Here is a 21,671-nt window from a genome sequence, read left to right on the forward strand (position 1 = left end):
AAGCGCTGCTACGTCCCGGCAGCCCATCGCGGGCATGTCCTGCAATTCACTCGCCTCTCGAAACAGGAAAAGAGCCCGCTGCCAGCGGACAAATTGTCCCTGACACGAATGGCACTTACTTAAGCGCAAAACCTCCACTTTTCGTCATTCCTGCGAAAGCAGGAATCCAGTGCCTTCAAGATTGTCGGCCGTGTGCGAGACACTGGATCCCCGCTTTCGCGGGGATGACGGCGCTCAAGCAAGGGCCATTCATCCCTGATACCAGCGTGCGCCGCGCCATCCCCAGCCGCCACATCCTCCCGCGCACCTGATCCAGCAACTTCGGCGACCGCGCCACCCCGTTGCCTGCCCCACCTCCCACCTCGTGAAAGACCGCCAACACGCTTCTCCGAGCCAAACAAACGCTGCGAGATTAGGCGGTGGGATTAGACCGCACTGGAACCTGGGTCAGAGTGCACTTTCACGAGACTGCCTCTGGTCCAAAGCCGCCTTGATCATTGCATGAAGCTATGCCTTGCCCAGAAGCTCGACCAGCCGAGATTCACACGCCGACAAATCATGCCCCCGCCGCTGCGAAACCACGAACGTCAACGACCGGAGGTGCCACGCGCGCCGCTCAAGTTCGACGAGCTGGCCACCGGTCAGATCCTCATCGACGAGATGCCGCGGCAGATGCCCCCACCCCAGCCCGGCTTTCAGCAAATCGCGTTTCGCACCGAGATCGTTGACCAACCACTGGCGCTTGCCAGCCACGCCTTCCTGGGTGTTGTCGGCGCCGGGCTGGTTGTCGGTGACGATGATCTGGGTGTAGCGGCCGAACTCGTCCACGGGGATGGGTTGGGGGGTTGCGGCGAGGGGAAAGGATGGCGCGCATACCGTCACCATCTCCTCCTCGCGCAGCCAGTGGCGCTCGATGGCTTGCGGGTTTACCTCTGGCACGTCGTTGATGGTGACGGCCAGGGCGCAGACCCTTTCCATCACCAGCTTTTCACCGCCCTGCATGGTGGTGATGCGCAGGTTGATCGCGGCGGTGGGGAATTCTTCCTGCAGCGTGCGCAGGCAGTTGATCAGGTGGGCGCGCGCGAAGTAGGCGTCGACCGCCACCGACACTTGCGGCACGCCGGCCTTGGCGATGGAGCCGGCGCGGTTCTTCATTTCCTCCGTGCGCGAGATCACCGCCCGAGCGTCGGGCAGGAGGCTGCGCCCCGCCGCGGTGAGCTGCGCCTTGCGCGTGTTGCGCTCGAACAGCTCGACATCGAACGCGCTTTCCAGCGCCTTGATCGCGTGGCTGATGGCCGACTGCGCCCGCGCGAGCTTGCGCGCCGCACCGGAGAAGCTGCCCTGGTCGCACACCGCCACGAATGCCCGCAGCTGGTTGATGGTGACGTTGTCGAGCATGAGTTATCCAAAAACTAGATCGTATTGAACGATGTTTCGTCAATTGTATTGATGCGTCAAGCGACCCAGATCGTTTGGGCAACCGGCCTGCAAGGGCCAGAACCACTCCAAACCCCTTACTGAAAAGGATCATCCCCATGACTTACGCCATCATCGGTTTCGGCTCCATCGGCCAGGCCCTCGCCCGCGCGTTCGCGCGCAGCAACATCGAAGTCACCGTCGCCAGTCGGCGGCCGCCCGAAGACCTGTTGCCGCAGGCACAGGCGATCGGCCCCAAGGTCATCCCCGGGACATTGCAGGAAGCGGTCAAGGCGGACGTGATCATCCTGGCGGTGCTGTTCGAGGGCCACCAGGACATCGGCAAACTGCTTGCGGATTGGACGGGCAAGACGATCATCGATGCGATGAATACGAATGACCCCGTGGAAACGCTCGACAACCTCCCCTCCTCCGCCTTTGCCGCCAAGTCATTCCCCGGCGCCAGGTTCGTGAAAGGCTTCAATCACCTGCTGTCGCGCACCCTGGCCACCGACCCCAACGTCGAGGGCGGCCACCGCGTCGTGTTCCTGTCGAGCGACGACGAAGCGGCCGCGGCGCAGGTCGCGGATGTGGCCAAGCGACTCGGCTTTGCCCCCGTCTATCTGGGCAAGTTCGACGAAGGTGGCGCCCTGGTACAGGCACGCGGCCGCGTCTGGGGCCCGCTGATTTTCCAGGACCTGTTCAAGCGGGAGCCGTAAGCGCGCGCGGCCATCACGACGCCATGGCGGTCGGCCCGCAACCCATCACTGTTTCGAAAGCAGTAGCCCCCATCTTGAGGATTCACGACATGAGCAAGTTGAATGGAAAGACCGCCGTGATCACCGGCGGCGCCAGCGGCATCGGCTTCGCGGCAGCGCAGCGCTTCATCGAGGAAGGCGCCTTCGTCTTCATCTACGGCCGCCGGCAGGAAGCGCTTGACGCCGCACTGGCGAAACTCGGCCCCAACGCCCGCGCGGTGAAGGGCTCGGTCTCCAACCTGGTCGACCTCGACCGGCTCTACGCGGCGGTGAAGGCCGAGCGCGGCGCCCTTGACATCGTATTCGCCAATGCCGGGGCGGGAAGCCAGCTGGCACTCGGCCAGATCACCGCCGAGCACATCGACGAAACCTTCGACACCAATGTGAAAGGCACGATCTTCACCGTGCAGAAGGCACTGCCGCTGATGGGCCAGGGTGGTTCGATCATCCTGACCGGATCGAGTGCCGGCACCACCGGCGCCCCGGGCATGACCGCCTACAGCGCGAGCAAGGCGGCCGTACGCAACCTCGCCCGGACCTGGGCGGAAGACCTGAAAGGCACCGGCATCCGCGTCAACGTGCTGTCGCCCGGGGCGACGGCGACCGAGCTGGCGAAGGATGCGCTGGGCGAGGAAGGCCAGAAGGTCTTCGCCGCGATGACACCGCTGCAGCGCATGGCCGATCCCTCGGAGATCGGTGGGGTCGCCGCCTTCCTCGCATCGTCGGACAGCAGCTTCATGACCGCCAGCGAAGTTGCGGTCGACGGTGGTTTGGCGCAACTCTGACGCGCTACACAAAGAACGGGGGTCAGGTTCACTTAGGCAAGCTGTGTGTGGACCTGACCGCCGTGCCGCCGTGTGGCTGCGACTCGAAACCAGGACCCGCATACGCCACCCACCCCTTGAACGTGAAAGCCGCATAGAACAGTTCGTGCCGTGCGAAGCCTGCCTGCTCCAGCAAGTCGACTTCGGCTTCGGGAGAAAGCAGCGGGAGACGGCTGGCCATCGCTTCGATGGTCGTGGCCGGGTCTGCAACGGGCATGCCGTTTGAGGTCATGAAGGCCACGTGCCTCCCCAGCCATCGGAGTTTTTCGTCGGGCGCATCGGGAACGCTGTGATGGGCGATCACCAGCGGGGCGCCGGGTTTCAATCGGCGCCGCAGCTCGCGCAGCGTGTGCAGGCGTTCGTCGACGGACAGGAAGTGCATGGTGAGCAGACAGGCGGCGCCGTCGAATTCGGTTGCCGGAGCCGCGTCGATGGTGCCCTCCAGCAGTTCCACTCGCGACGCCAGCGAGCCCAGCGTTTGGACGGCCAATTCCAGCATCGGTGCCGACGGGTCGATGCCCAGCAGATGCCATTGCGGCCAGGTCTCGGCGAAGGCCCTCAGCTCCAGACCTCCGCCTGCACCCAATACCAACACCCGCCCATCCGCCGGGACGCGCTCGTGCAGGAGCAGGCCGGCCATCTGGTGCAGGGCGTGCAGTCCGGGCACCTGTCGCAGCACGCCGGCCGTGTAATGCGCCGCTGTCTGGGGTTCGTTGAAAGAAAACATCTTGCCTCTGCCGCTTGACATGGAAGTGCTAACGTAACATCGTTTGTTACATGAGACGAGACAGCCGACTTTCCGCCGTACTGCACGCGCTGCTGCACATGGCCGAGCGCGATACGCCCATGACGTCCGATGCGCTGGCGCAGTGCCTGGGCACCAACCCCGTCGTGGTCCGGCGCACCATGGGCCTGCTGCGGAATGCGGGGATGGTCACGGCGGATCGTGGCCACGCCGGCGGCTGGCGCATCTCGGCAGATCTCACCAAGGTCACGTTGCGTCAGTTGCACGAAGCGCTCGGCGAGCCCGCGCTGTTCGCCGTGGGCAACCGGAACGAGCAGCCGTCATGCCTGGTCGAGCAGGTGATCAATGCGGCGCTCGACACGGCTTTCGCCGACGCCGAAGCGCTGCTGCTGCAGCGGTTCGAGTCAGTCACCCTGGCCGCGCTGGCGGCGGATTTCGCGCGCCGCCACGGCGCCCATCGAGCGAGGCACCGGCATGAAGCATGACGTCATCATCATCGGCGGCAGTTACTCGGGCATGGCGGCGGCGCTGCAACTGCTGCGGGCGCGCCGCCGCGTGCTCATCATCGACGGCGGCAAGCGGCGCAACCGCAGCGCCAGCCACTCCCACGGATTCCTGGGCAGCGACGGCGTCGATCCCGCCGAGCTGGCCCGCGTCGCGCGGGCGCAACTTGAAGCCTATCCCACGTTGACTTGGGTGGATGGCGCCGTCGAGCAGGCCACCGGCACGATGGACGACTTCACGGTGACCAGCGGCAGTACGACGTATGCCGCCAAGCGTCTGTTGTTGGCGATCGGCGTGTCGGACCGACTGCCCGAGATCCCGGGCCTGCCCGAGCGCTGGGGCAGGAGCATCTTCCATTGCCCGTATTGCCATGGCTACGAGCTGGACCGGGGGCGCGTCGGCGTCATCGCCACGGGTCCGGTGTCGATCCATCAGGCGCAGCTGCTGCCGGAATGGGGAGATACGACGTTCTTCCTCAACGGCACGTTCGAACCCGACCGGGTTGCCGAGGACGAATTGATTCGCCGCGGCGTGACGATCGAAACGACGCCGATCAAACACATCGATGGAAGCGCCGATGTCGTGCTCACCGATGGACGGCGACTGCGCTTCGCCGGCCTGTTCACCGCGCCGTACAACGAGCCCTCCACCCCGATCGCCACGCAACTCGGTTGCGAACTCGTCGAGACATTGACGGGCGTGCAGATAGGCACCGGCGAGACCAAGGAGACCACCGTGCCCGGCGTGTTCGCCTGCGGTGACGCCGCCAGGATGCCGCATTCGGTTTCGCTGGCGGTGGGCGATGGCGCGTGGGCAGGTGCGCAGATCCATCGGTCGCTGGTGTGGCCTGCGTCGTAAATGGGCGTGGCGCACGCTGGGAGTATCGGCCAACAAGATGGCTCGGCAACCGTCGGGCGGCCGAGGCTGATCGTTACCGTCCGGCAAGTCGGCTGACGCGCGATTCCATGGACAGGTAATTTGCGACGCGTCCCTTCTGCCAGCGTCGATGTCCGGCACGATCGTGGTTTCTTGCGTGGACGAGGAGCTTCGCGCACGGGTGCGCCCCTGCAGCCAGTGCCATGGACGCGTCAGAAACCCTTGGCCACCTGCAGCCAGAGCCGCCCGTCGTTGCGCTTGCCCAGCATGGCCGGTGCATCGCCCAGCGGCACAGCCAGTTGCACCTGCGCCTGCCATTGGCGGGCGCCAATCCAGTTGAAGCCGATGCCGGCGCTGTTCAGATCGAAGTGGTTGCGACCGGCGAGCCATGGATCGGCGTTGATGCGCACGCTGCCGTGATCGACAAACACGCTGCCTTCGCAATGGCCGGCGCAGTCCCAGTCCAGATCACGGCGCAGCTCCACGGTACCCAGCCAGCCACTGGCGCCGGCCACGCTGGAGACATCGTAGCCACGCACGCTGCCCGGCCCGCCCAGCAGGAACTGCTCGGACGAGTCGAGGTTGCGGTTGCTGTGCTGGCCGCTGACGCTGGCGTACAGGCGGGTGTTCGAATTCAATGACTGCATGCGGGCCAGGCTGGCGTTCCAGTGGGTGTAGCTACCCTGGGTGCGCGCGGTGGCGGCATCAGCAGCGGCAGCCGCCGCGGCGCCCCGATCGAAACCGAGCCGGCCATGGCCAAGGCTGAGGCTGCCGCTGGTGAAGCCGCCACCGGCGAAATCATCGCTGTGCTGGCCATCCACGCTGGCCATCCAGTGATTGCCGTGGCGATCGTTGCGCAGCGCACTGGCATCGATGCGATCGCGCAGCTGCTTGTGGTCGAATTGCAAACGGACGTCCATACGGCTATTGCGCGTGCGCAGAAGTGGCTGCGCCAGCCACGCACTGGCGACGTGCGCCGTGCCGTGCGCATCGAGATCGTCCAGCGGACCACCCAGCGAATAAGCCAGTGCCGAATACGCCGCGCCCAACCGGGTGCCTTGCCCGTTCAGCGTGTACTGATAGCCCAGCCGCCCGTAGCTCATGTCGCCGCCGGCGGTGAGCGCACTGAGATTGAGCTGGTCGCCGTGGCGCAACGGATTGTTGATGTCCAGGTTGCCACCCACGCGCAGGCGGCCGGTGTAGCGGCTGCCCGCATCGTCCATGAACACGTTGCCCTGCACCATCGGCGCGGCATCGGTCACCACATCCAGCGACGAAGTGCCGGCGCCGGTGCCGGGGCTCAGCGTGGCGTGCGGCGACACGCCGGGAAGCTCACCGAGCAGCAGCAGGCTGCGGTCGAGCGATGACTGGGTCACCACATCGCCCGCACGCAACGGTGCCAGCGTGGCGCGCAACAAGCCGTCGCTGACGCGGCTGCGGTTATGCAGTTGCACCTGGTCGTAGCGCGCTTCGACCACGGCAATGCGAACCGTGCCATGGCTCAGCGTCTGCGCCGGCACCAGCGCGCGCGCCAGCGGATAGCCGTGCGCGTGGTAGTAATCGGTGATGCGCTGTACCAGCGTGTTGAGCTCGGTCAGGGTCAACGTGCGCCCTTCGCCGTCAGCCACCAGCGCATGCAGCGTTGCATGGTCGAACGCCGTGTTGCCATCGACTTGCAGATGCGTCACCGCGAACGGCGTGCTGTCGGCGGCGGCATTAGAAGCCGGTGATTCGATCATCAGGCCCGGTTCGGCCTGGGGCCGTTCTGCCGGCTTCGGCTGCACCTGCTGCAGGATCTGGCCGCTGTTGGGGATCGTCTGCGCCAGCGTGGCCAGCGGCAAGGCGAGCAAGGCCAGTGTCAGCGGCGAGAGACGAAGGCGGGAAGATACGAACATGCAGCGATCCTTGCGGTGGGTGGGTGGCAAGCGGAAAGAAAGGCTCACGGCAGACGCACCCCGCCACTGAGGATCTGGATGCTTGGGGCGTACGGCGCATGGGGCGCGTAGCCTGCCGCGGCGTCGTCCTCTTGCTGTTGCAACCCAGCGACGGTGCGGGCGACGGCGAGCGGTGCGCCGCTCTGCACCGCTTCACCCTGCATCAGTTGCAGGGCCACGGCATTGCCGGGTGCTTGCGCAAACACGTAGTTGAGCGCACTGAGGCCGCTGCCATTGATGGCGTACGACCCGGCAGGGCTGGCCGCGTTCGCTGGCGTACTCCATGTCAGCGCACCCTCGGTGGCATCGGCCAGCGTGTCGCCACCGACCAGACCGCTCACCGTGCCGCTCAGATCGCCTGGAATCTGTCCGGTCCAGGAGGAGGCGCCGTCGGCGCGGTAGGTCAACGTGGCGGGTGTGATCGTGGCTGTCGTGCTTGCGGTGGCGTTGAAGCTGTAGTTGCCCGCATCGGCACCCGAGGCGGCGATGCCGGTAACCGCGAGCGCCTTGGCGGTACCGACGTTCTTGTCGGCAAAGCTGCCGGTGCCGGTAAAGGTCACGGTATCGCCGCCAAGGATGCCGGTAGTGGCCAGGCTCACGGCATCCGTCTTCGTGCCATCGTAGACGCGGTCGGTACCGGTAGCGCCGACGATGATCGCCCGCTTGGCGATGTCCGCCGTGGTGGTCTGGCCGGCAGCGATGACGTAGTTGCCGCCATCGGCACCGCCCAGCGTGATGCCGTCCACCGTCACGGTCTTGCCCGTGCCCGCGTTCTTGTCGGCGAAGCTGGCCGCCAGCGTGGCATCGACGTCGTCGCTGCCGAACACGCCGGACAGCGTGCCAGTTGCCGCCGCTATCGCGCTGGCGTCGTAGGTCTTGTCGGTGGCGGACAGGCCGTTCAGCGTCAATGTGGCCGCGACGATGTCGGCCGTGGCGGTCTGGCCGGCAGCGATGACGTAATTGCCGACATCGGCGCCGCCCAGCGTGATGCCGTCCACTGTTACGGTCTTGCCAGTGCCCGCGTTCTTGTTGGCGAAGCTGACTGTCAGCGTGGCATCGACGTCGTCGCTACCGAACACGCCGGACAGCGTGCCGGTCGCTACTGCCGTTATGGAGGCGTCGTACACCTTGTCGGCGGCGGACAGGCCGCTCAACGTCAGGGTCGCCTTGTCGATGGTCAAGGTACCGCTGCCGCCGGTCACGATGTCGTAGCCTTGCTGGCCGGAATACAGGCCGCTGCCGGACAGGGTATAGCTGCCTGCGTTGCGTGCCGTGCCATCGGTGAACGAGCCCAACAGCTGGCTCATGTCCGGATCGGCCACGGAATAAGCCAACCCGCTGCCGTCGTAGGCTTGCCCGTTGTAAGTGGTCGTCTGGTCGCCGAGCGTCACAGTGAGCGACGTCATGAATGCCTTGAGCAACGGCGAGGTATGGCCTTCGTAGATGCGCCAGACGGCGTTGCTGCCGCCGGTCGCGCTGATATCCGCACCCCAGGCGACGAAGCTGGTCGGGTCGAGCATCTGTGCGGCGGTCAGGCCGGTCGCGCTTGCCCCATTGTTGTTTGTGCCAATTCCCTTGGTATTGGCTGCGCTGTTCCAGTAACTGTTGGTGATCGTGCCGCCACCCGCGCTGTATCCCACCACACCCCCATTGGCTCCATTGTCGACGACGCTGCCATAGGCGTAACTGTTGCGGATTTGTGCCGTATTAAAGCCGACCAAACCGCCGTTGGCATAGTTTCCATGATAGCTGTAGTCATCCACTACATTACCCGTGGCATAGCTATTGCTGATCATCCCCCCAGGCTCATTACTCCCTACCAGCCCTCCCATGTAGTTCGTGCCGTTGACGTTACCGGTGCTATAACTGCTGTCAATAACGGCATTATTGAAGCCGACCAGCCCGCCAATGCTGGAAATGACATAAACATCAGCGTAGGCAATGTCGTTTATGTTCCCGGTGGCATAACTGCTGCCGATCGTGCCGCCGTTGTTTCCCACCAATCCGCCGGTGGTGCTTCTTCCATTTACATCTGCCGTGGCGTAGCTGTTACGTATCGTGCCTTTGTTTTCACCCGCCAATCCACCCACCTGGTACGCACCACTGATACTGCCGCCGATCAACCCCAGGTTTCGGACTTCTGCACCTAATTTGATACTGCCAAACAAACCAAGATGGCTCTCCGTCGGCCGATTAATGGTGAGGTTGGAAATAGCATGTCCCAAGCCATCGAATATGCCGGCGAAAGGGAGGATTTGAGCGGAGCAGTATGGATTACATAAAGGATCAGGGTCGGCCATATATCCGGTTATCGGAACAAAGCCTTCTCCTGCATTCCAGCCCGACGTGGCCGAGGCGTCGATGTTGTTGCCCAGCACATAGCTGCCGGCGAGGCCGCTATTCACCGCCTGCAACTGGTTCACATCGAGAATGACGGTGTACAGGTTGGGCCGATTGCTGGGCGTGATGGCGCCGGTCGGCAGATCGTTGAGGTTGAACACCTGATTGCCGGCCATACCCAGCAGGTACGGCGTGGTCTGGTTGTCCCCGTTACCCCAGACGCTACTCGCGAAACCGCCGGGCAACGCCGCGATCAGTGCTGCGGTGGTCAGGCCGGTACCGCCGCCGTGGCTGCTGGCCTGCCCCGTGGTTTCCGCATCCCAGTAGCTGCTGCTGATCGTGCTGACAGTGCCATTGTTCTGCCTGCCGATCAGACCGCCGATGGACCCACCCGCGCTGGGGCCAATGACCGCGCCGGTGGCATAGGTCTGGCTGATCGAGCCGTTGTACTGGATGCCAACCAGACCGCCGACATCCTGGGCATTACCACTGACTGTGCCGGTGGCGTAGCTGTTGCTGATGTCGGTGTAACTCTCTCCCACCAGGCCGCCGACATCATTGGCAGCGCCACTGACGTTGCCACTGGCGTAGCTGTTGCTGATGCTGGCGGCGTCGCCAGCCATCTGGCCATTGAGCCCCGCCAAGCCACCCACAGCATGGCCACCGCCACTGACTGTGCCCGTGGCGTAACTGTCGTTGATGATGCCCCTGTTGATCGCCACCAGGCCGCCGGTGTAATGCCCGCTACCGACCACTTGGCCGGTAGCGTAACTGTGGTTGATGCTGCCGATGTTGTATCCGGCCAGGCCGCCCGTACCAAGGTCATTACCCGCGACCATCGCGGTGGCGTAGCTGTTGCTGATGCTGCCCTTGTTGACCCCCACCAGGCCGCCGACGTAAACCGAGCCACCGGCCACCTGGCCGGTGGCGTAGCTGTTGCTGATGCTGCCACCGTTGTTGTATCCGACCAAGCCGCCGACATATGACGCGCCCGTGAGGTTGACACTGGTCAGACCGATGTTGCGGATTTCCGCCGTATTGCCGATATAGCCAAACGGGCCGACACCGCTCGTGGATGGGCGGTTGATAAACACGCCATTGATGGTGTGGCCGAGACCGTCCAATATGCCTGCAAAAAAAAGCGTCGCGTCCGGGCCAATCGGTGCGAAGCCGGCATATGTGCCGTCGCCATTGTCGTTCCAGGCCACAGTAGCGCTGGCGTCGATGTTGGCGCCCAGCACGTAGTTACCAACCAGGTGGCCGTTGATGCCCTGCAGGTCGGTACCGCTGATGGAGCCTGCAACCCCCAGGCTGGTGATGACCCGGTATTGCACCACGGTGCCATCGTTACCCAGCATGGTGCTGAAATTGTTGCCGGCCGCCAGATCGACCGGCGCGTTGATCCGATAGTTGGCCGTGTTGCCGGCGGCTACGGCGCCTTGGCCGTACTTCAGCGCCAGCTTGCCGGTGCCGGAGCCTTTCAAGGGCGCGTTGATGGCAATGTTGCGCTCGGCATTGAGCGTGAATGTATTGCCGCTCCAGCTCACCGCATCGTTGACGAAAATGTCGCCATGGCCGCCTGCCGTGCCCATCGACGCCGTTGTGATTTCAAAATTGTTGCCGGCGAGCGCGCTGCTCACGGCCGCGCCGGTCATGTTGCCGCCGCTGCTGGCGACGGTGAAATCGTTGGGATCGATCAGCCATGCGCCGGTATGACCATTGGCTGCCCGCGTGGTGATTCTGGCGCCGTCAGCCACGCTCACATGCGCCGCCGATGTTTCGATGAAACCACCGTTGCCGCCGGTCGGCGCCGATGCGTCCAGCGTGCCGGCCACCGTCGTGGTGCCCGCCGCCATGCCGCCGAGCAGCACGATCTTGCCGCCGCGGTTTTCCACCGTCCGCGCCTGGATCGTGCCGCTGTTGTTGACCACGCTGGCCAGCAGCGAATCCTTCGCGCCGGCGCTCATCAACACCTGGCCGCCGTCGGCGACGATCAGCTGGTGGTTGTCGGCCAGTGCGTTCAGCGTGCTCTTGTCCACTTGCAGGCTGAGCAACCGACTGCCGTCGAAACTGAGCGTGACCGCGGTGCCGCCGGCCAGCGCCGCGGTGCCGCCGGGCGCGTTGAGCGTGCCCTGATTGGTCACTTGTGGACCGAGCAGCGCGATATACCCACCTTTCGCGGCGTTGATCGTGCCCCGGTTGACGATGCTGCCGCCACCGTTGCCGCTGAAGTGGCGCGTACCACCGGCCAGCTCGCTGTCGCTCACATTCAAGGTGGAAGCGACCAGGCCACCGACATTCACCTGCGCACCCTGTCCGAACAACACGCCATTGGGGTTGATCAGGAACACCTGGCCGTTGGCGTTCAAGCGGCCGAGGATCACGCTGCCGCTGTTGCCGCCGATGCGGTTGACCGCGATCGAGCGCGCGTTGGGCTGCACGAAATTGACCGTGCTCTGCGCGCCGATGTCGAAGCTCTGCCAGTTCAACGACAGGTTCTGGCTGCGCTGGTCGATGGTGGTGGTTAGCCCGCTCTGGCTGATATGGCCGCTGCCGGCGGTAACCTGCCCGCCCTGCGGATTGACCGCCGCCATGCTCATGGCCGGCGCCAGACCCAACGGCAGCAGGGCCAGCCAGGCCAACCGCTGCGCAGGCGACGTGCCCCCCGCCTTGCCACGCCCCCGGGAAATCTCCGACGCAACCACGAATAACCCACGGGCCCGGTTCCAGATCAGGCGATAGCTACGATTCATGATGTCCCCTTGGGTTTCTTGCGCGAAAAGTTTCGCTACGGCGGTGGGCTCGATCGGGATGTCGCCGCCCCTCGAAAGGGGCTGGTCAACGTCCCGTAGCCACGCGATGGCGATGCATCATCATGGACCGATGGAGCATGAATCGTGCCGGATGCGGAAGGCAGCGGTGAGCACCGCGGTTTCCAGCCGCGGAAGCGGCCCGAACATGAAGGCCATCGCACAAGGTGCGCTCTGCCGCGCGCCTTCGATTATGCACCCGGTGCGGTTCCTTATCTGCGCGCTTCGGGCGGCCCCCCATCCGCCCTGTCGGGCACCTTCCCCCGCAAGCGGGGGAAGGAACCGGAGCCCGGTTTCCTGGATGGCCGCGCTGTGCATCTCGTGCGGGCGAAGCCCTATCGCTGGTCATCCCACGGGAGTGCGAGTGCCTGCTTCCCCGCCCACGGGAGAAGCTGCCCGAAGGGCTGATGGAGGCCGCTCTTCGCGCGCCTTCATGCCTCACGTTGCCATCGCGGCAAAGCACCACCCTGCCCGCACCGATTCCGCCACCCACTCGCACGCGCGATAATCCCGGTTTGTTCCTACTCGAGGTAAACCGCCGATGCATGGCGAGTACAAGATGCCTGGCGGCAAGCTGGTGGTGATCGATCTCGATGTCCGCGATGGGCGATTGGCCCACGTGCAACTGAGCGGTGACTTTTTCCTCGAGCCCGACAGCGCACTGCGCACCATCGACGCGGCGCTCGAAGGCCAGCCCGCCGACATGGACGACGCCGGGCTCGCCCGCCGCATCCGCGACGCGCTCGCGCCGGACGTGATGATGTACGGCATTTCGCCCGAGGCCATCGCCGTGGCCGTGCGCCGCGCGCTGCAGGGGGAGCACCTCGCATGATGCGCACCGAATGGCACGACCACGACTGGCAACTGATCCACGCCGCGCCGCAATCGCCAAGCCTGCACATGGCGCTGGACGACGTACTCACCCACGAGGTCGGCGCCGGTCACCGCAAACCCACCGTGCGCATATGGGAATGGGCATCGCCCGCGGTGGTGATCGGCCGCTTCCAGTCGCTGCGCAACGAGGTCGACGCGGAGGCCGCGCAACGCCATGGCATCGAAGTGGTGCGACGGATTTCCGGTGGCGGCGCGATGTTCATCGAGCCAGGCAACACCATCACCTATTCGATCTACGCGCCGCTCTCGCTGATCAAGGACATGTCGTTCCAGCAGGCGTATGCGTTCATGGATGCGTGGGTGATCGAGGCGCTGGGCGGCCTGGGCATCAAGGCCTGGTACCAGCCGTTGAACGACATCACCTCCGAGGGCGGCAAGATCGCCGGCGCGGCGCAGGCGCACCGCGGCGGCGCGGTGTTGCACCACGTCACCATGGCCTATGACATCGACGCGGCGAAGATGCTGGACGTGCTGCGCATCGGTCGCGAGAAACTGTCCGACAAGGGCACCACCAGCGCCGCCAAGCGCGTCGACCCCTTGCGCAGCCAGACCGGCCTGCCGCGCGCGGCGGTGATTGAACGGATGATCGCCACCTTCCGCCGCCTGCACGGCCTCACCGACGACACACTGCGTGCCGATGAACTGGCCCGGGCCGAGGCGCTCGCGCAGACCCGCTTCGGCAGCGCGACCTGGCTTGCCGACGTCCCCTGACAGCGCCGCGGCGCCTGTGCGCATCGCGAGCCGGGGTGAACGGTGGACGCGGGCCGCTTGACAGCGGCTGTCGCCGTGGCCCATAGACGACGGGAAACCATCGGGGGAAGAAGCGCTCATGTCCTGTCGTTCCGTCTTGCGGGCTGCCGCATCCATGGCCTTGTGCCTGGCCATCGACGTCCACGCCAACAGCGCGGATGTCCAACCCACCGTCCACCCGGAAATCTGGCCCGCTTCGGCCTCGCCCATCGGCCTCGACGCCGCCATGGAAACGCGCATCACCGCGATGCTGAAGGCGATGAGCGTCGAGGAAAAGGTGGGCCAGGTGGTGCAGCCGGAATGGAAATCGATCAAGCCGCAGGAGGTGACGCAGTACCACATCGGCTCGATCGAGAACGGCGGCGGCGCGGTGCCCGGCGGCAACAAGCACGCCACGGTCAAGGACTGGGTCGATCTGATCGAGCCCTATTACCAGGCCTCGGTCGTGCCCGGCCAGAACGCCACCATCCCGCTGATCTGGGCTTCCGACGCCGTGCACGGTCACAACAACGTCTATGGCGCCACGCTGTTTCCGCACAACATCGGCCTGGGCGCGGCGCACGATCCCGACCTGCTGCAGCGCATCGGCGAGGTCACCGCCGCCGAGGTGCGCTCCACCGGCATGGACTGGTCGTTCGCCCCCACCATCGCGGTGGCGCGCGACGACCGCTGGGGCCGCACCTACGAAAGCTATTCGGAAGACCCGAGGATCGTCCGCCAGTACGCCGCCGCCATGGTGTCCGGCCTGCAGGGCCGCGGCAAAACATTCCTGGATGGCGATCACGTCATCGCGACCGCCAAGCATTTCCTGGGCGACGGCAGTACCGATGGCGGACGCGATCAGGGCGAGTCGTCGGTGTCCGAGGCGGAACTGGCCCGGCTGCACGGCGCGCCCTACACCGACGCCATCAACGCGGGCGTGCAATCGGTGATGGCCAGCTACAACTCCTGGCATGGCATCAAGATGCACGCGGACAAGGGCCTGCTGACCGACGTGCTGAAAGGCCGCATGGGTTTCGACGGCTTCATCATGGGCGACTGGAACGCCCACGGGCAGATCCCCGGTTGCAGCAACTCCGATTGCGCGACTGCGTTCAATGCAGGGCTGGACATCTTCAATGCGCCGCAGGACTGGAAGGCGCTGATCGGCAACCTGGTGCGTGAGGTCAAATCGGGCGTGATCCCGATGGCACGGCTGGACGACGCGGTGCGCCGCATCCTGCGGGTGAAATTCCGCGCCGGCGTTTTCGACGAGCCTTCGCCCGCCAACCGCGCCACCACCTTCCGTCCCATCGGCACGCCGCAACACCGCGCCGTCGCGCGCGAGGCCGTGGCCAAATCGCTGGTGCTGCTGAAGAACAACGGCGTACTGCCGCTGAAGTCCAACGCCACCGTCCTGATCACCGGTGACGGCGCCGACAACATCGCCATGCAGACGGGCGGCTGGACACTGAGCTGGCAGGGCGCGGACAACAGCAACAGCGATTTCCCCGGCGCCACCTCCATCTACGAGGGGCTGAAGGCGCAGATCGATGCGGCCGGCGGCGTGGCGCTGTACAGCCCCGACGGCACCGCACCGCAAAAGCCCGACGCGGCCATCGTCGTTTTCGGCGAAACGCCCTACGCCGAATTCATGGGCGACCAGTCGGACGTGGCGCTGCACCACGACAACACCGAATCGCTCGACCTGCTCAAGCGCTTCAAGGCGCAGGGCATCCCGGTGGTGGCGGTACTGCTGTCGGGCCGCCCGCTTTACGTCAACCCGCAGATCAACGCCGCCGACGCCTTCGTTGCCGCGTGGCTGCCCGGTTCGGAAGGCGCGGGCGTGGCCGATGTGTTGCTGGGCCGCCGCGACTTCAGCGGCAAGCTGAGCTTCTCGTGGCCCAGCCGTCCGGACCAGACACCGCTCAACGTCGGTGACGCCCATTACGACCCGCAGTTCGCCTACGGCTATGGCCTCAGCTACGCGGCGCCCGCCACCACGCCGCAGCTGCCCGAAGTGGTCGACACCACCCGCTACGGCGAGAAGAACGTCTACTACAACCAGGGCACGGCGTGGAACGGCTACAAGCTGTGGATCGGCGACGACAACGCCCCGCACATGGATTACGTCGGCACGCGCACCACGCTGTACGGCTCGGCGGGCCTGACCCTGGAGCCGCAGGCCGATGGCGCGTTGCATACCCGCTGGAACGGCAAGTCGAAAGCATGGATCGCGATCGGCACGGACACCCCTTCCGACATCGCCCGCGAAGCCAATGGCGCGATGATGCTCAACCTCAAACTGCGCGTGAACACCGCTCCGACAGGCGAGGTACGGCTGGGTGTGGGCTCGGCCTCGGTGCCGGTGAGCGCCCTGCTGAAAGCCCAGTCCGCCGGCGGCTACGCCACGCTCGCGGTACCCCTGTCGTGCTTCGCCACACAGGATCTGGCCGCCACCCCGACCGTGGCGCGGCTGGAAACCGACGGCGCGCTGGACGTTTCCATCGCCGACATCCGCCTCACCGAAACCAGGGCGGGTGCCGCATGTCCCGCACGCTGACCGCCGTTCAGTCGCGATCGCCCGCCAAGCGCGCCACGCCGTTCTTCCCGCAGCAGCTTCCGAATGTCGCTACGGGGGATCGCGACTGAAGTCGCTTCCACCTGTCTTGTCGCGGCGGGTCAGTTCACCGCGCTCACAACCGGCTGTACGACCACGACTGCATGCGTCCGTCCTTGTACGGCATCACGCCGTGGAACGGGCGCGGGTCGCCGTCGAACACCAGCGGCAGGAAGTGGCGGTCGCCCTCCCACATCGGCAGTTCCATCAGCTTGTCGCGGGCCACCCAGCGCAGCGTGCCTTCATGGTTGGCGGTGAGCGGCGTGCCGCTGTAGCGGTCGATCACGAAGATGAAACCCAGCCAGTCCTCGCCGTGCTTGCCGAAGCCGGGCCAGTTCAACGTGCCGCGCAACTGCATCGACTCGCAGGCGATGCCGGCCTCCTCCATAATCTCGCGGCGCATGCAGGTGGCGATGTCCTCGCCCGGCTCCATCTTGCCGCCCAGGCCGTTGTACTTGCCCAGGTGGTGGTCGTCCGGACGGGTGTTGCGATGGATCATCAACACCTCGCGCTGATCCGGCGACAACACGTAACCGAGCGTGGCGACAATGGGTGCGTACGGAGGCAAGGCGGACATGCGTGAATCGCTGGCGGAAAGTCCACAAGTTTAGCCGCTGCACCGCTCGCCTGCCCGCCGCCGCAGCGCACGGCGCAAGGACGGGCTTGCATGGAGACAGCCGGGGCGGCGACCATCGGGGGATGTCGTCTTTCCCTTTGCCACCCCATCCACGCATGTCCGGCCCGCGCCGCGCGCCGGTCGTGTTCATCCTGCTTATCCTGCTGGCCCTGCTGGCCGGCTGCAGCGCGCGGGCGCGGGCGGTGTCCAGTGACGAGCTGGCGTTCGAGGGCCAGAACTATCGCGTGGTGCGGCTGGACCTGCGTCGCCATGCACTGACCCTGCACTGGCGCGAACCGGCCAGCGGCCAGCCGTTCGGCAGCATCGAGACGCTGCGCCGTTGGGGTGAGGCGCGCGGCCAGCGCCTGTTGTTTGCCGCCAACGCGGGCATCTACGACAAGCAGTTCGCGCCACTGGGCCTGTACGTGGAAAACGGCAAGGCACTGGTGCCGCTGAACCTGGCCCATGGCAACCCGGCGTCGGGCAATTTCTCGCTGCTGCCCAACGGCGTGTTCGCGGTGTACCCCGATGGCCACGCCGCCGTGCGCACCAGCGCCGATTTCAAGGCGGATGGCAAACCCGTGCAGTGGGCCAGCCAGTCCGGCCCGATGCTGTTGATCGACGGCCAGCTCAACCCGCAGTTCGTGGGCGACTCCGCCAGCCTGAAATGGCGCAGCGGCGTCTGTGCCCGCAGCCCCTACGAGGTGGTGTTCGCGGTCAGCGAGGCGCCGGTCAACTTCCATACCTTTGGACGTCTGTTTCGCGACAAGCTCGGCTGCCGCGACGCACTCTACCTCGACGGCAGCATCTCGCAGATGTATGTCGACGACGAAGGTTACGCCGGCGCACCGGCTTTCATGGTCAAGCCATACGCGGGCATCTTTGCCGTGTTCGCCACGCCGTGATGGCGCGGCGGCGCAATGTCTGGCGCGTACTGGCGCTGGCGGTTCCGGCGCTGTTGCTGATCGCCGGCATCGCGCTGTGGTGGGTGCTTGCCGGCAGCCGCGCCCGGCTCGACGGCACGTTGCCTCTGGGCGGTTTGCAGTCGGCGGTGAGCGTGCAGCGCGACGCACTGGGCACGGTGACGCTCACCGGCAAGAGCCGCGCCGATCTCGACTACGCACTGGGCTACGTGCATGCACAGGAGCGCTTCTTCGAGATGGACCTGATGCGTCGCGTGCCCGCCGGGGAATTGTCGGCGCTGGTCGGTCCATCCGCACTGCCAACCGATCTCAACCACCGGCGCCATCGCCTGCGCGCGGTCGCCAATGCGGCTTACGCACAATTGCCGCAAGACCAGAAGCAGCAACTCGACCGCTACCGCGACGGCGTCAATGCGGGCCTGGCCGATCTGCGCACGAAGCCGTGGGAATACCTGCTGCTGGGCAGCCAGCCGCAACCCTGGCAATCGCCGGACAGCCTGCTGCTGGTTGCCGCCATGTATCTCGACCTCAACGGCGACGGCCTCAACGCGCGCGAGCTGCACATTGCGCAGATGCGTGCGGTGCTGCCCGGCGCCCTGGTGGATTTTCTGCTGTCGCCCGATCCGGATTGGGAGGCGCCACTGCGCGGGCGGCTGTCGCGTTCGCCGGTGGTTCCCGGCGCGGGCGTATTCGACCTGCGCCAACTGGCACCGGCCAAACCAACTGACCTGACTGCCACGCTGGCGCCCGCACTCGATACGGCGCGCCCCGGCAGCAACAGTTTCGCCGTCGCCGGTGCGCTCACCAACAACGGTGCGGCGCTGCTGGCCAACGACATGCACCTGGGCCTGCGCGTGCCCAACATCTGGTTTCGCACCCGCCTGCGTTATCCCGACCCCACCGCGCCGGGTGGCCAGCGTGACGTCAACGGCGTGAGCCTGCCCGGCACCCCGGCCATCGTGATCGGCTCGAACGGCCAGGTCGCCTGGGGCTTCACCAACAGCTACGGCGACTGGCTGGACTGGGTGCGCGTGCAGCGCGATCCGCACGACGCCGATCGCTACAAGGTGCCCGGCGGCTGGGCCGACATCGAGCGCCACGTCGAACATATCCAGGTGAAAGGCCGGCCCGATACGCTGCTCACCGTCGAGGACACGCGTTGGGGCCCGATCATGGGCCGCGACGCCGATGGCACACCGCTGGCGTTGCAATGGAGCGGTGCCGCGCCGCGCAACTACAACCTGGCGCTGATGCAGATGGAGCGCGCGCCGAGCACGCGCGCGGCGCTGGCGCTGGCACCGCAGTTCGGCATGCCGGTACAGAACCTGCTGGTGGCCGACCGCGCCGGGCATATCGGCTGGACGATCGCCGGCATCGGCGTGCCCCTGCGCGGCAACGGCGACCCGAGCATGCCTGTCGACGGCGCGCAGCCGGGCAGCGGCTGGCAGGGCTGGGCCAAGGCCGCGCAGTATCCGCGCATCGAAGACCCGGTCGGCGGCCGGTTGTGGACCGCCAACAATCGCACCGTCGACGGCGATGCGCTGGCCCTGCTCGGCAACGGCGGCCACGACCTCGGCGCCCGCGCGCAGCAGATCCGCGACGATCTGCACGCGCGCACCGGCTTCACGCCCGGCAGCCTGCTCGACATCCAGCTCGACGACCGCGCGATCTTCCTCAGCCGCTGGCAGGGGCTGCTGCAGAACGCGCTCGCCGACAGTAGCGATCCCGAGCTGCAACAGCTGCGCAAACTCACCGCGCACTGGCATGGCCATGCCTCCGTCGGCAGCGTGGATTACCGCCTGGTGCGCGCGTTCCGCAACGAGGTAACCACGGCCGTGCTGGCACCGTTCGCCCGCCGCGTGGCGCAGCAACACGGCGACTTCGAATGGCCCGGCGAAAACAGCGCGGAAGCCGCGGTCTGGGCGCTGGTGCATGTGCAACCACCGTATCTGCTGGACCCTGCCTACCCCGACTGGCACGCGCTGCTGGTGGCCAGCGCCAAACGCGTGGCGACCGAGCTGGGCAAGCAGCCCGGCGGCCTCGCCGCACAGCAGTGGGGCGAATACAACCGCAGCAAGATCGACCACCCGCTATCGACCGCGTTGCCGACGTGGCTGGGCCGTTACCTGGACATGCCCTCGCAACCGCAGGCCGGCGACAGCAACATGCCGCGCGTGGCCGCCCCCGCCTTCGGCGCCTCCGAACGACTGGACGTGGCTCCCGGCCACGAAGCCCACGGCATCCTGCAAATGCCCGGCGGCCAGAGCGACCACCCGCTGTCGCCGTTCTACGGCGCCGGCCATGAGGACTGGGCCAACGGCAGGCCGACGCCGCTGCTGCCTGGCACCACACAGCACACGTTGACCCTGCAGCCGCTCGTCCGCTGATGGCTTGAACGCGTCGCCAGCGGAAAGCCGCGACATGCCATGCCGCCACGCCGAACCGTGATCCACGATCGGGGCAGGCAATTCCTGCGTCATTCGACCACACCGACCGACCGGGGCGAATCTGACTGAGGTCAAAGGAAGCGCCTTTGCGTACGCGCATGCTCCGCACCGTCCACAAGGCGGATGCCTTCCATGATCAGCTGCGACACCATCATCATCGGCGCGGGCCCGGTCGGCCTGTTCCAGGTTTTTGAACTGGGTCTGCTCGGGGTGAACGCGCATGTGATCGATTCCATGCCGCAAGCCGGGGGTCAATGCATCGAGCTGTATCCGGACAAGCCGATCTACGACATCCCGGCCGTGCCGGTTTGCAGCGGACGCGAGTTGATCGAGCGGCTGCAGCAGCAGATCCGGCCGTTCGCGCCGCAGTTCCACCTGGGCCACACCGTCACTGCGCTGGAGCGCGTGCATGACGGTCGCTTCCGGCTGCAAACCAGTGACGGGCTCATGTTCGACGTGGGTGCGGTGATCATCGCCGGCGGCCTGGGCGCATTCGCACCGCGCACGCTGAACCTGCCGGAGGCCGCACCGCTGGTAGGTCATGCGGTGCATTACAAGGTGACCCAGCCGGCGCTGTTCGACGGTCAGGACATCGTGGTTGCCGGTGGTGGCGACGCGGCGCTGGACTGGGCGCTGACCCTGGTCGAGCGCGCGCGCAGCGTGGTGCTGGTGCACCGTTCGCCCACATTCCGCGCGGCGCCGGCCAGCGTGGAGCGCATGCGTTCACTGTGCGACGGCGGATGCATGCAGTCGTGCGAAGGCGACATCGTCGGCGTGGAGACGATCGGCGACACACTGGCACAGGTGCGCGTACGCACCCGCAGCGGCATGGTTCAGCGCATCGAGGCATCGCACCTGCTGGTGTTCTGGGGCTTGCACCCGGCGCTGGGGCCGATCGCCGAGTGGGGCCTGGCGATGGAACGGCAACAAGTGGCGGTGAACCCGTCAACCTTTCAGACCTCGGTACCCGGCATCTTCGCGGTAGGTGACATCAACACCTATCCGGGCAAGAAGAAGCTGATCCTGTCGGGCTTTCACGAAAGCGCGCTGTGCGCGTTCGCCGCGCATGCCTACCTGCACCCCGGCGACAAGGCAAACCTGCAATACACGACCACCAGCCCAGCGCTGCAGAGGCGCCTGGGCGTGCGCGATGCAAGTCGCGACAGCGTGGCCGAGCCACCGCCACGCGTGGCCGCCACCGCCGCCTGACGCGCCCCACGCACGCACCTTTTGAA

At 66.0% G+C, this 21,671-nt stretch carries 15 protein-coding genes; 10 read left to right on the forward strand and 5 right to left on the reverse strand.

Annotated features, from left to right (window positions below; translation table 11 throughout):
* Positions 1-507: 507 nt before the first annotated feature.
* Positions 508-1,398, reverse strand: coding sequence for a LysR family transcriptional regulator (locus UU9_RS01325; protein WP_007079906.1), 891 nt, complete (start codon positions 1,396-1,398; stop codon positions 508-510).
* Between the two features lie 137 nt (positions 1,399-1,535).
* Between UU9_RS01325 and UU9_RS01330 the strand changes: the two genes are divergently transcribed.
* Positions 1,536-2,135 carry an NADPH-dependent F420 reductase gene (locus UU9_RS01330; RefSeq protein WP_007079907.1) on the forward strand — a complete coding sequence of 200 codons (600 nt, stop codon included), beginning with the start codon at positions 1,536-1,538 and terminating at the stop codon, positions 2,133-2,135.
* A gap of 89 nt (positions 2,136-2,224) precedes the next feature.
* On the forward strand, positions 2,225-2,959 hold the full coding sequence (locus UU9_RS01335; protein WP_007079908.1) for an SDR family NAD(P)-dependent oxidoreductase: 735 nt from the start codon (positions 2,225-2,227) through the stop codon (positions 2,957-2,959).
* A gap of 28 nt (positions 2,960-2,987) precedes the next feature.
* On the opposite strand, the gene UU9_RS01340 is transcribed toward UU9_RS01335, so the two are convergent.
* Positions 2,988-3,725: a class I SAM-dependent methyltransferase gene (locus UU9_RS01340; RefSeq protein WP_007079909.1), complete on the reverse strand. Its 738-nt coding sequence runs from the start codon at positions 3,723-3,725 to the stop codon at positions 2,988-2,990.
* Positions 3,726-3,775: 50 nt separating this feature from the next.
* Here UU9_RS01340 and UU9_RS01345 point away from each other — a divergent pair, with 50 nt between their 5' ends.
* Positions 3,776-4,228, forward strand: a complete 453-nt coding sequence (locus UU9_RS01345; protein WP_040669939.1) for an Rrf2 family transcriptional regulator — start codon at positions 3,776-3,778, stop codon at positions 4,226-4,228.
* Positions 4,218-5,105 (forward strand): NAD(P)/FAD-dependent oxidoreductase, encoded by an 888-nt coding sequence (locus UU9_RS01350; RefSeq protein WP_007079911.1) that lies wholly within the window; start codon positions 4,218-4,220, stop codon positions 5,103-5,105. Before UU9_RS01345 ends, UU9_RS01350 begins: the two co-directional genes overlap by 11 nt.
* A 230-nt stretch (positions 5,106-5,335) precedes the next feature.
* On the opposite strand, the gene UU9_RS01355 is transcribed toward UU9_RS01350, so the two are convergent.
* Both UU9_RS01355 and UU9_RS01360 read right to left on the reverse strand, forming a co-directional pair.
* On the reverse strand, positions 5,336-7,018 hold the full coding sequence (locus UU9_RS01355) for a ShlB/FhaC/HecB family hemolysin secretion/activation protein (protein ID WP_007079912.1): 1,683 nt from the start codon (positions 7,016-7,018) through the stop codon (positions 5,336-5,338).
* 44 nt (positions 7,019-7,062) lie between these two features.
* Positions 7,063-12,150: a GLUG motif-containing protein gene (locus UU9_RS01360; protein WP_083838886.1), complete on the reverse strand. Its 5,088-nt coding sequence runs from the start codon at positions 12,148-12,150 to the stop codon at positions 7,063-7,065.
* Positions 12,151-12,766: 616 nt separating this feature from the next.
* Between UU9_RS01360 and lplB the strand changes: the two genes are divergently transcribed.
* From lplB to UU9_RS01375, 3 genes are all read left to right on the forward strand, one after another.
* Positions 12,767-13,039: a lipoate-protein ligase small subunit gene (lplB, locus tag UU9_RS01365; protein ID WP_237710192.1), complete on the forward strand. Its 273-nt coding sequence runs from the start codon at positions 12,767-12,769 to the stop codon at positions 13,037-13,039.
* Complete coding sequence (locus UU9_RS01370; protein ID WP_007079915.1) at positions 13,036-13,812, forward strand: lipoate--protein ligase family protein; 777 nt, start codon at positions 13,036-13,038, stop codon at positions 13,810-13,812. The genes lplB and UU9_RS01370 overlap by 4 nt, the downstream gene beginning before the upstream one ends.
* A 118-nt stretch (positions 13,813-13,930) precedes the next feature.
* Positions 13,931-16,393 (forward strand): glycoside hydrolase family 3 protein, encoded by a 2,463-nt coding sequence (locus UU9_RS01375; protein WP_156804146.1) that lies wholly within the window; start codon positions 13,931-13,933, stop codon positions 16,391-16,393.
* Positions 16,394-16,526: 133 nt separating this feature from the next.
* Here UU9_RS01375 and UU9_RS01380 read toward each other — a convergent pair whose 3' ends face one another.
* Positions 16,527-17,027, reverse strand: coding sequence for an NUDIX hydrolase (locus UU9_RS01380; RefSeq protein WP_007079917.1), 501 nt, complete (start codon positions 17,025-17,027; stop codon positions 16,527-16,529).
* 155 nt (positions 17,028-17,182) lie between these two features.
* On the opposite strand from UU9_RS01380, the gene UU9_RS01385 reads away from it, so the two are divergent.
* The 3 genes from UU9_RS01385 (at position 17,183) to UU9_RS01395 (ending at position 21,645) form a co-directional block, all read left to right on the forward strand.
* Positions 17,183-17,971, forward strand: a complete 789-nt coding sequence (locus UU9_RS01385) for a phosphodiester glycosidase family protein (RefSeq protein WP_007079918.1) — start codon at positions 17,183-17,185, stop codon at positions 17,969-17,971.
* Positions 17,971-20,376, forward strand: a complete 2,406-nt coding sequence (locus UU9_RS01390; RefSeq protein ID WP_007079919.1) for a penicillin acylase family protein — start codon at positions 17,971-17,973, stop codon at positions 20,374-20,376. The genes UU9_RS01385 and UU9_RS01390 overlap by 1 nt, the downstream gene beginning before the upstream one ends.
* Positions 20,377-20,568: 192 nt before the next feature.
* Positions 20,569-21,645, forward strand: coding sequence for an NAD(P)/FAD-dependent oxidoreductase (locus tag UU9_RS01395; protein WP_007079920.1), 1,077 nt, complete (start codon positions 20,569-20,571; stop codon positions 21,643-21,645).
* Positions 21,646-21,671: the final 26 nt, after the last annotated feature.

The organism is Rhodanobacter fulvus Jip2, assembly GCF_000264315.1.
Taxonomy (GTDB): Bacteria; Pseudomonadota; Gammaproteobacteria; order Xanthomonadales; family Rhodanobacteraceae; genus Rhodanobacter; species Rhodanobacter fulvus.

Bases quoted from the DNA above. Each gene is read 5' to 3' on its own strand.
- UU9_RS01325 (WP_007079906.1), bottom strand. From the start codon at position 1,398: ATGCTCGACAACGTCACCATCAACCAGCTGCGGGCATTCGTGGCGGTG.
- UU9_RS01330 (WP_007079907.1), top strand. From the start codon at position 1,536: ATGACTTACGCCATCATCGGTTTCGGCTCCATCGGCCAGGCCCTCGCC.
- UU9_RS01335 (WP_007079908.1), top strand. From the start codon at position 2,225: ATGAGCAAGTTGAATGGAAAGACCGCCGTGATCACCGGCGGCGCCAGC.
- UU9_RS01340 (WP_007079909.1), bottom strand. From the start codon at position 3,725: ATGTTTTCTTTCAACGAACCCCAGACAGCGGCGCATTACACGGCCGGC.
- UU9_RS01345 (WP_040669939.1), top strand. From the start codon at position 3,776: ATGAGACGAGACAGCCGACTTTCCGCCGTACTGCACGCGCTGCTGCAC.
- UU9_RS01350 (WP_007079911.1), top strand. From the start codon at position 4,218: ATGAAGCATGACGTCATCATCATCGGCGGCAGTTACTCGGGCATGGCG.
- UU9_RS01355 (WP_007079912.1), bottom strand. From the start codon at position 7,018: ATGTTCGTATCTTCCCGCCTTCGTCTCTCGCCGCTGACACTGGCCTTG.
- UU9_RS01360 (WP_083838886.1), bottom strand. From the start codon at position 12,150: ATGAATCGTAGCTATCGCCTGATCTGGAACCGGGCCCGTGGGTTATTC.
- lplB (WP_237710192.1), top strand. From the start codon at position 12,767: ATGCCTGGCGGCAAGCTGGTGGTGATCGATCTCGATGTCCGCGATGGG.
- UU9_RS01370 (WP_007079915.1), top strand. From the start codon at position 13,036: ATGATGCGCACCGAATGGCACGACCACGACTGGCAACTGATCCACGCC.
- UU9_RS01375 (WP_156804146.1), top strand. From the start codon at position 13,931: ATGTCCTGTCGTTCCGTCTTGCGGGCTGCCGCATCCATGGCCTTGTGC.
- UU9_RS01380 (WP_007079917.1), bottom strand. From the start codon at position 17,027: ATGTCCGCCTTGCCTCCGTACGCACCCATTGTCGCCACGCTCGGTTAC.
- UU9_RS01385 (WP_007079918.1), top strand. From the start codon at position 17,183: ATGTCCGGCCCGCGCCGCGCGCCGGTCGTGTTCATCCTGCTTATCCTG.
- UU9_RS01390 (WP_007079919.1), top strand. From the start codon at position 17,971: ATGGCGCGGCGGCGCAATGTCTGGCGCGTACTGGCGCTGGCGGTTCCG.
- UU9_RS01395 (WP_007079920.1), top strand. From the start codon at position 20,569: ATGATCAGCTGCGACACCATCATCATCGGCGCGGGCCCGGTCGGCCTG.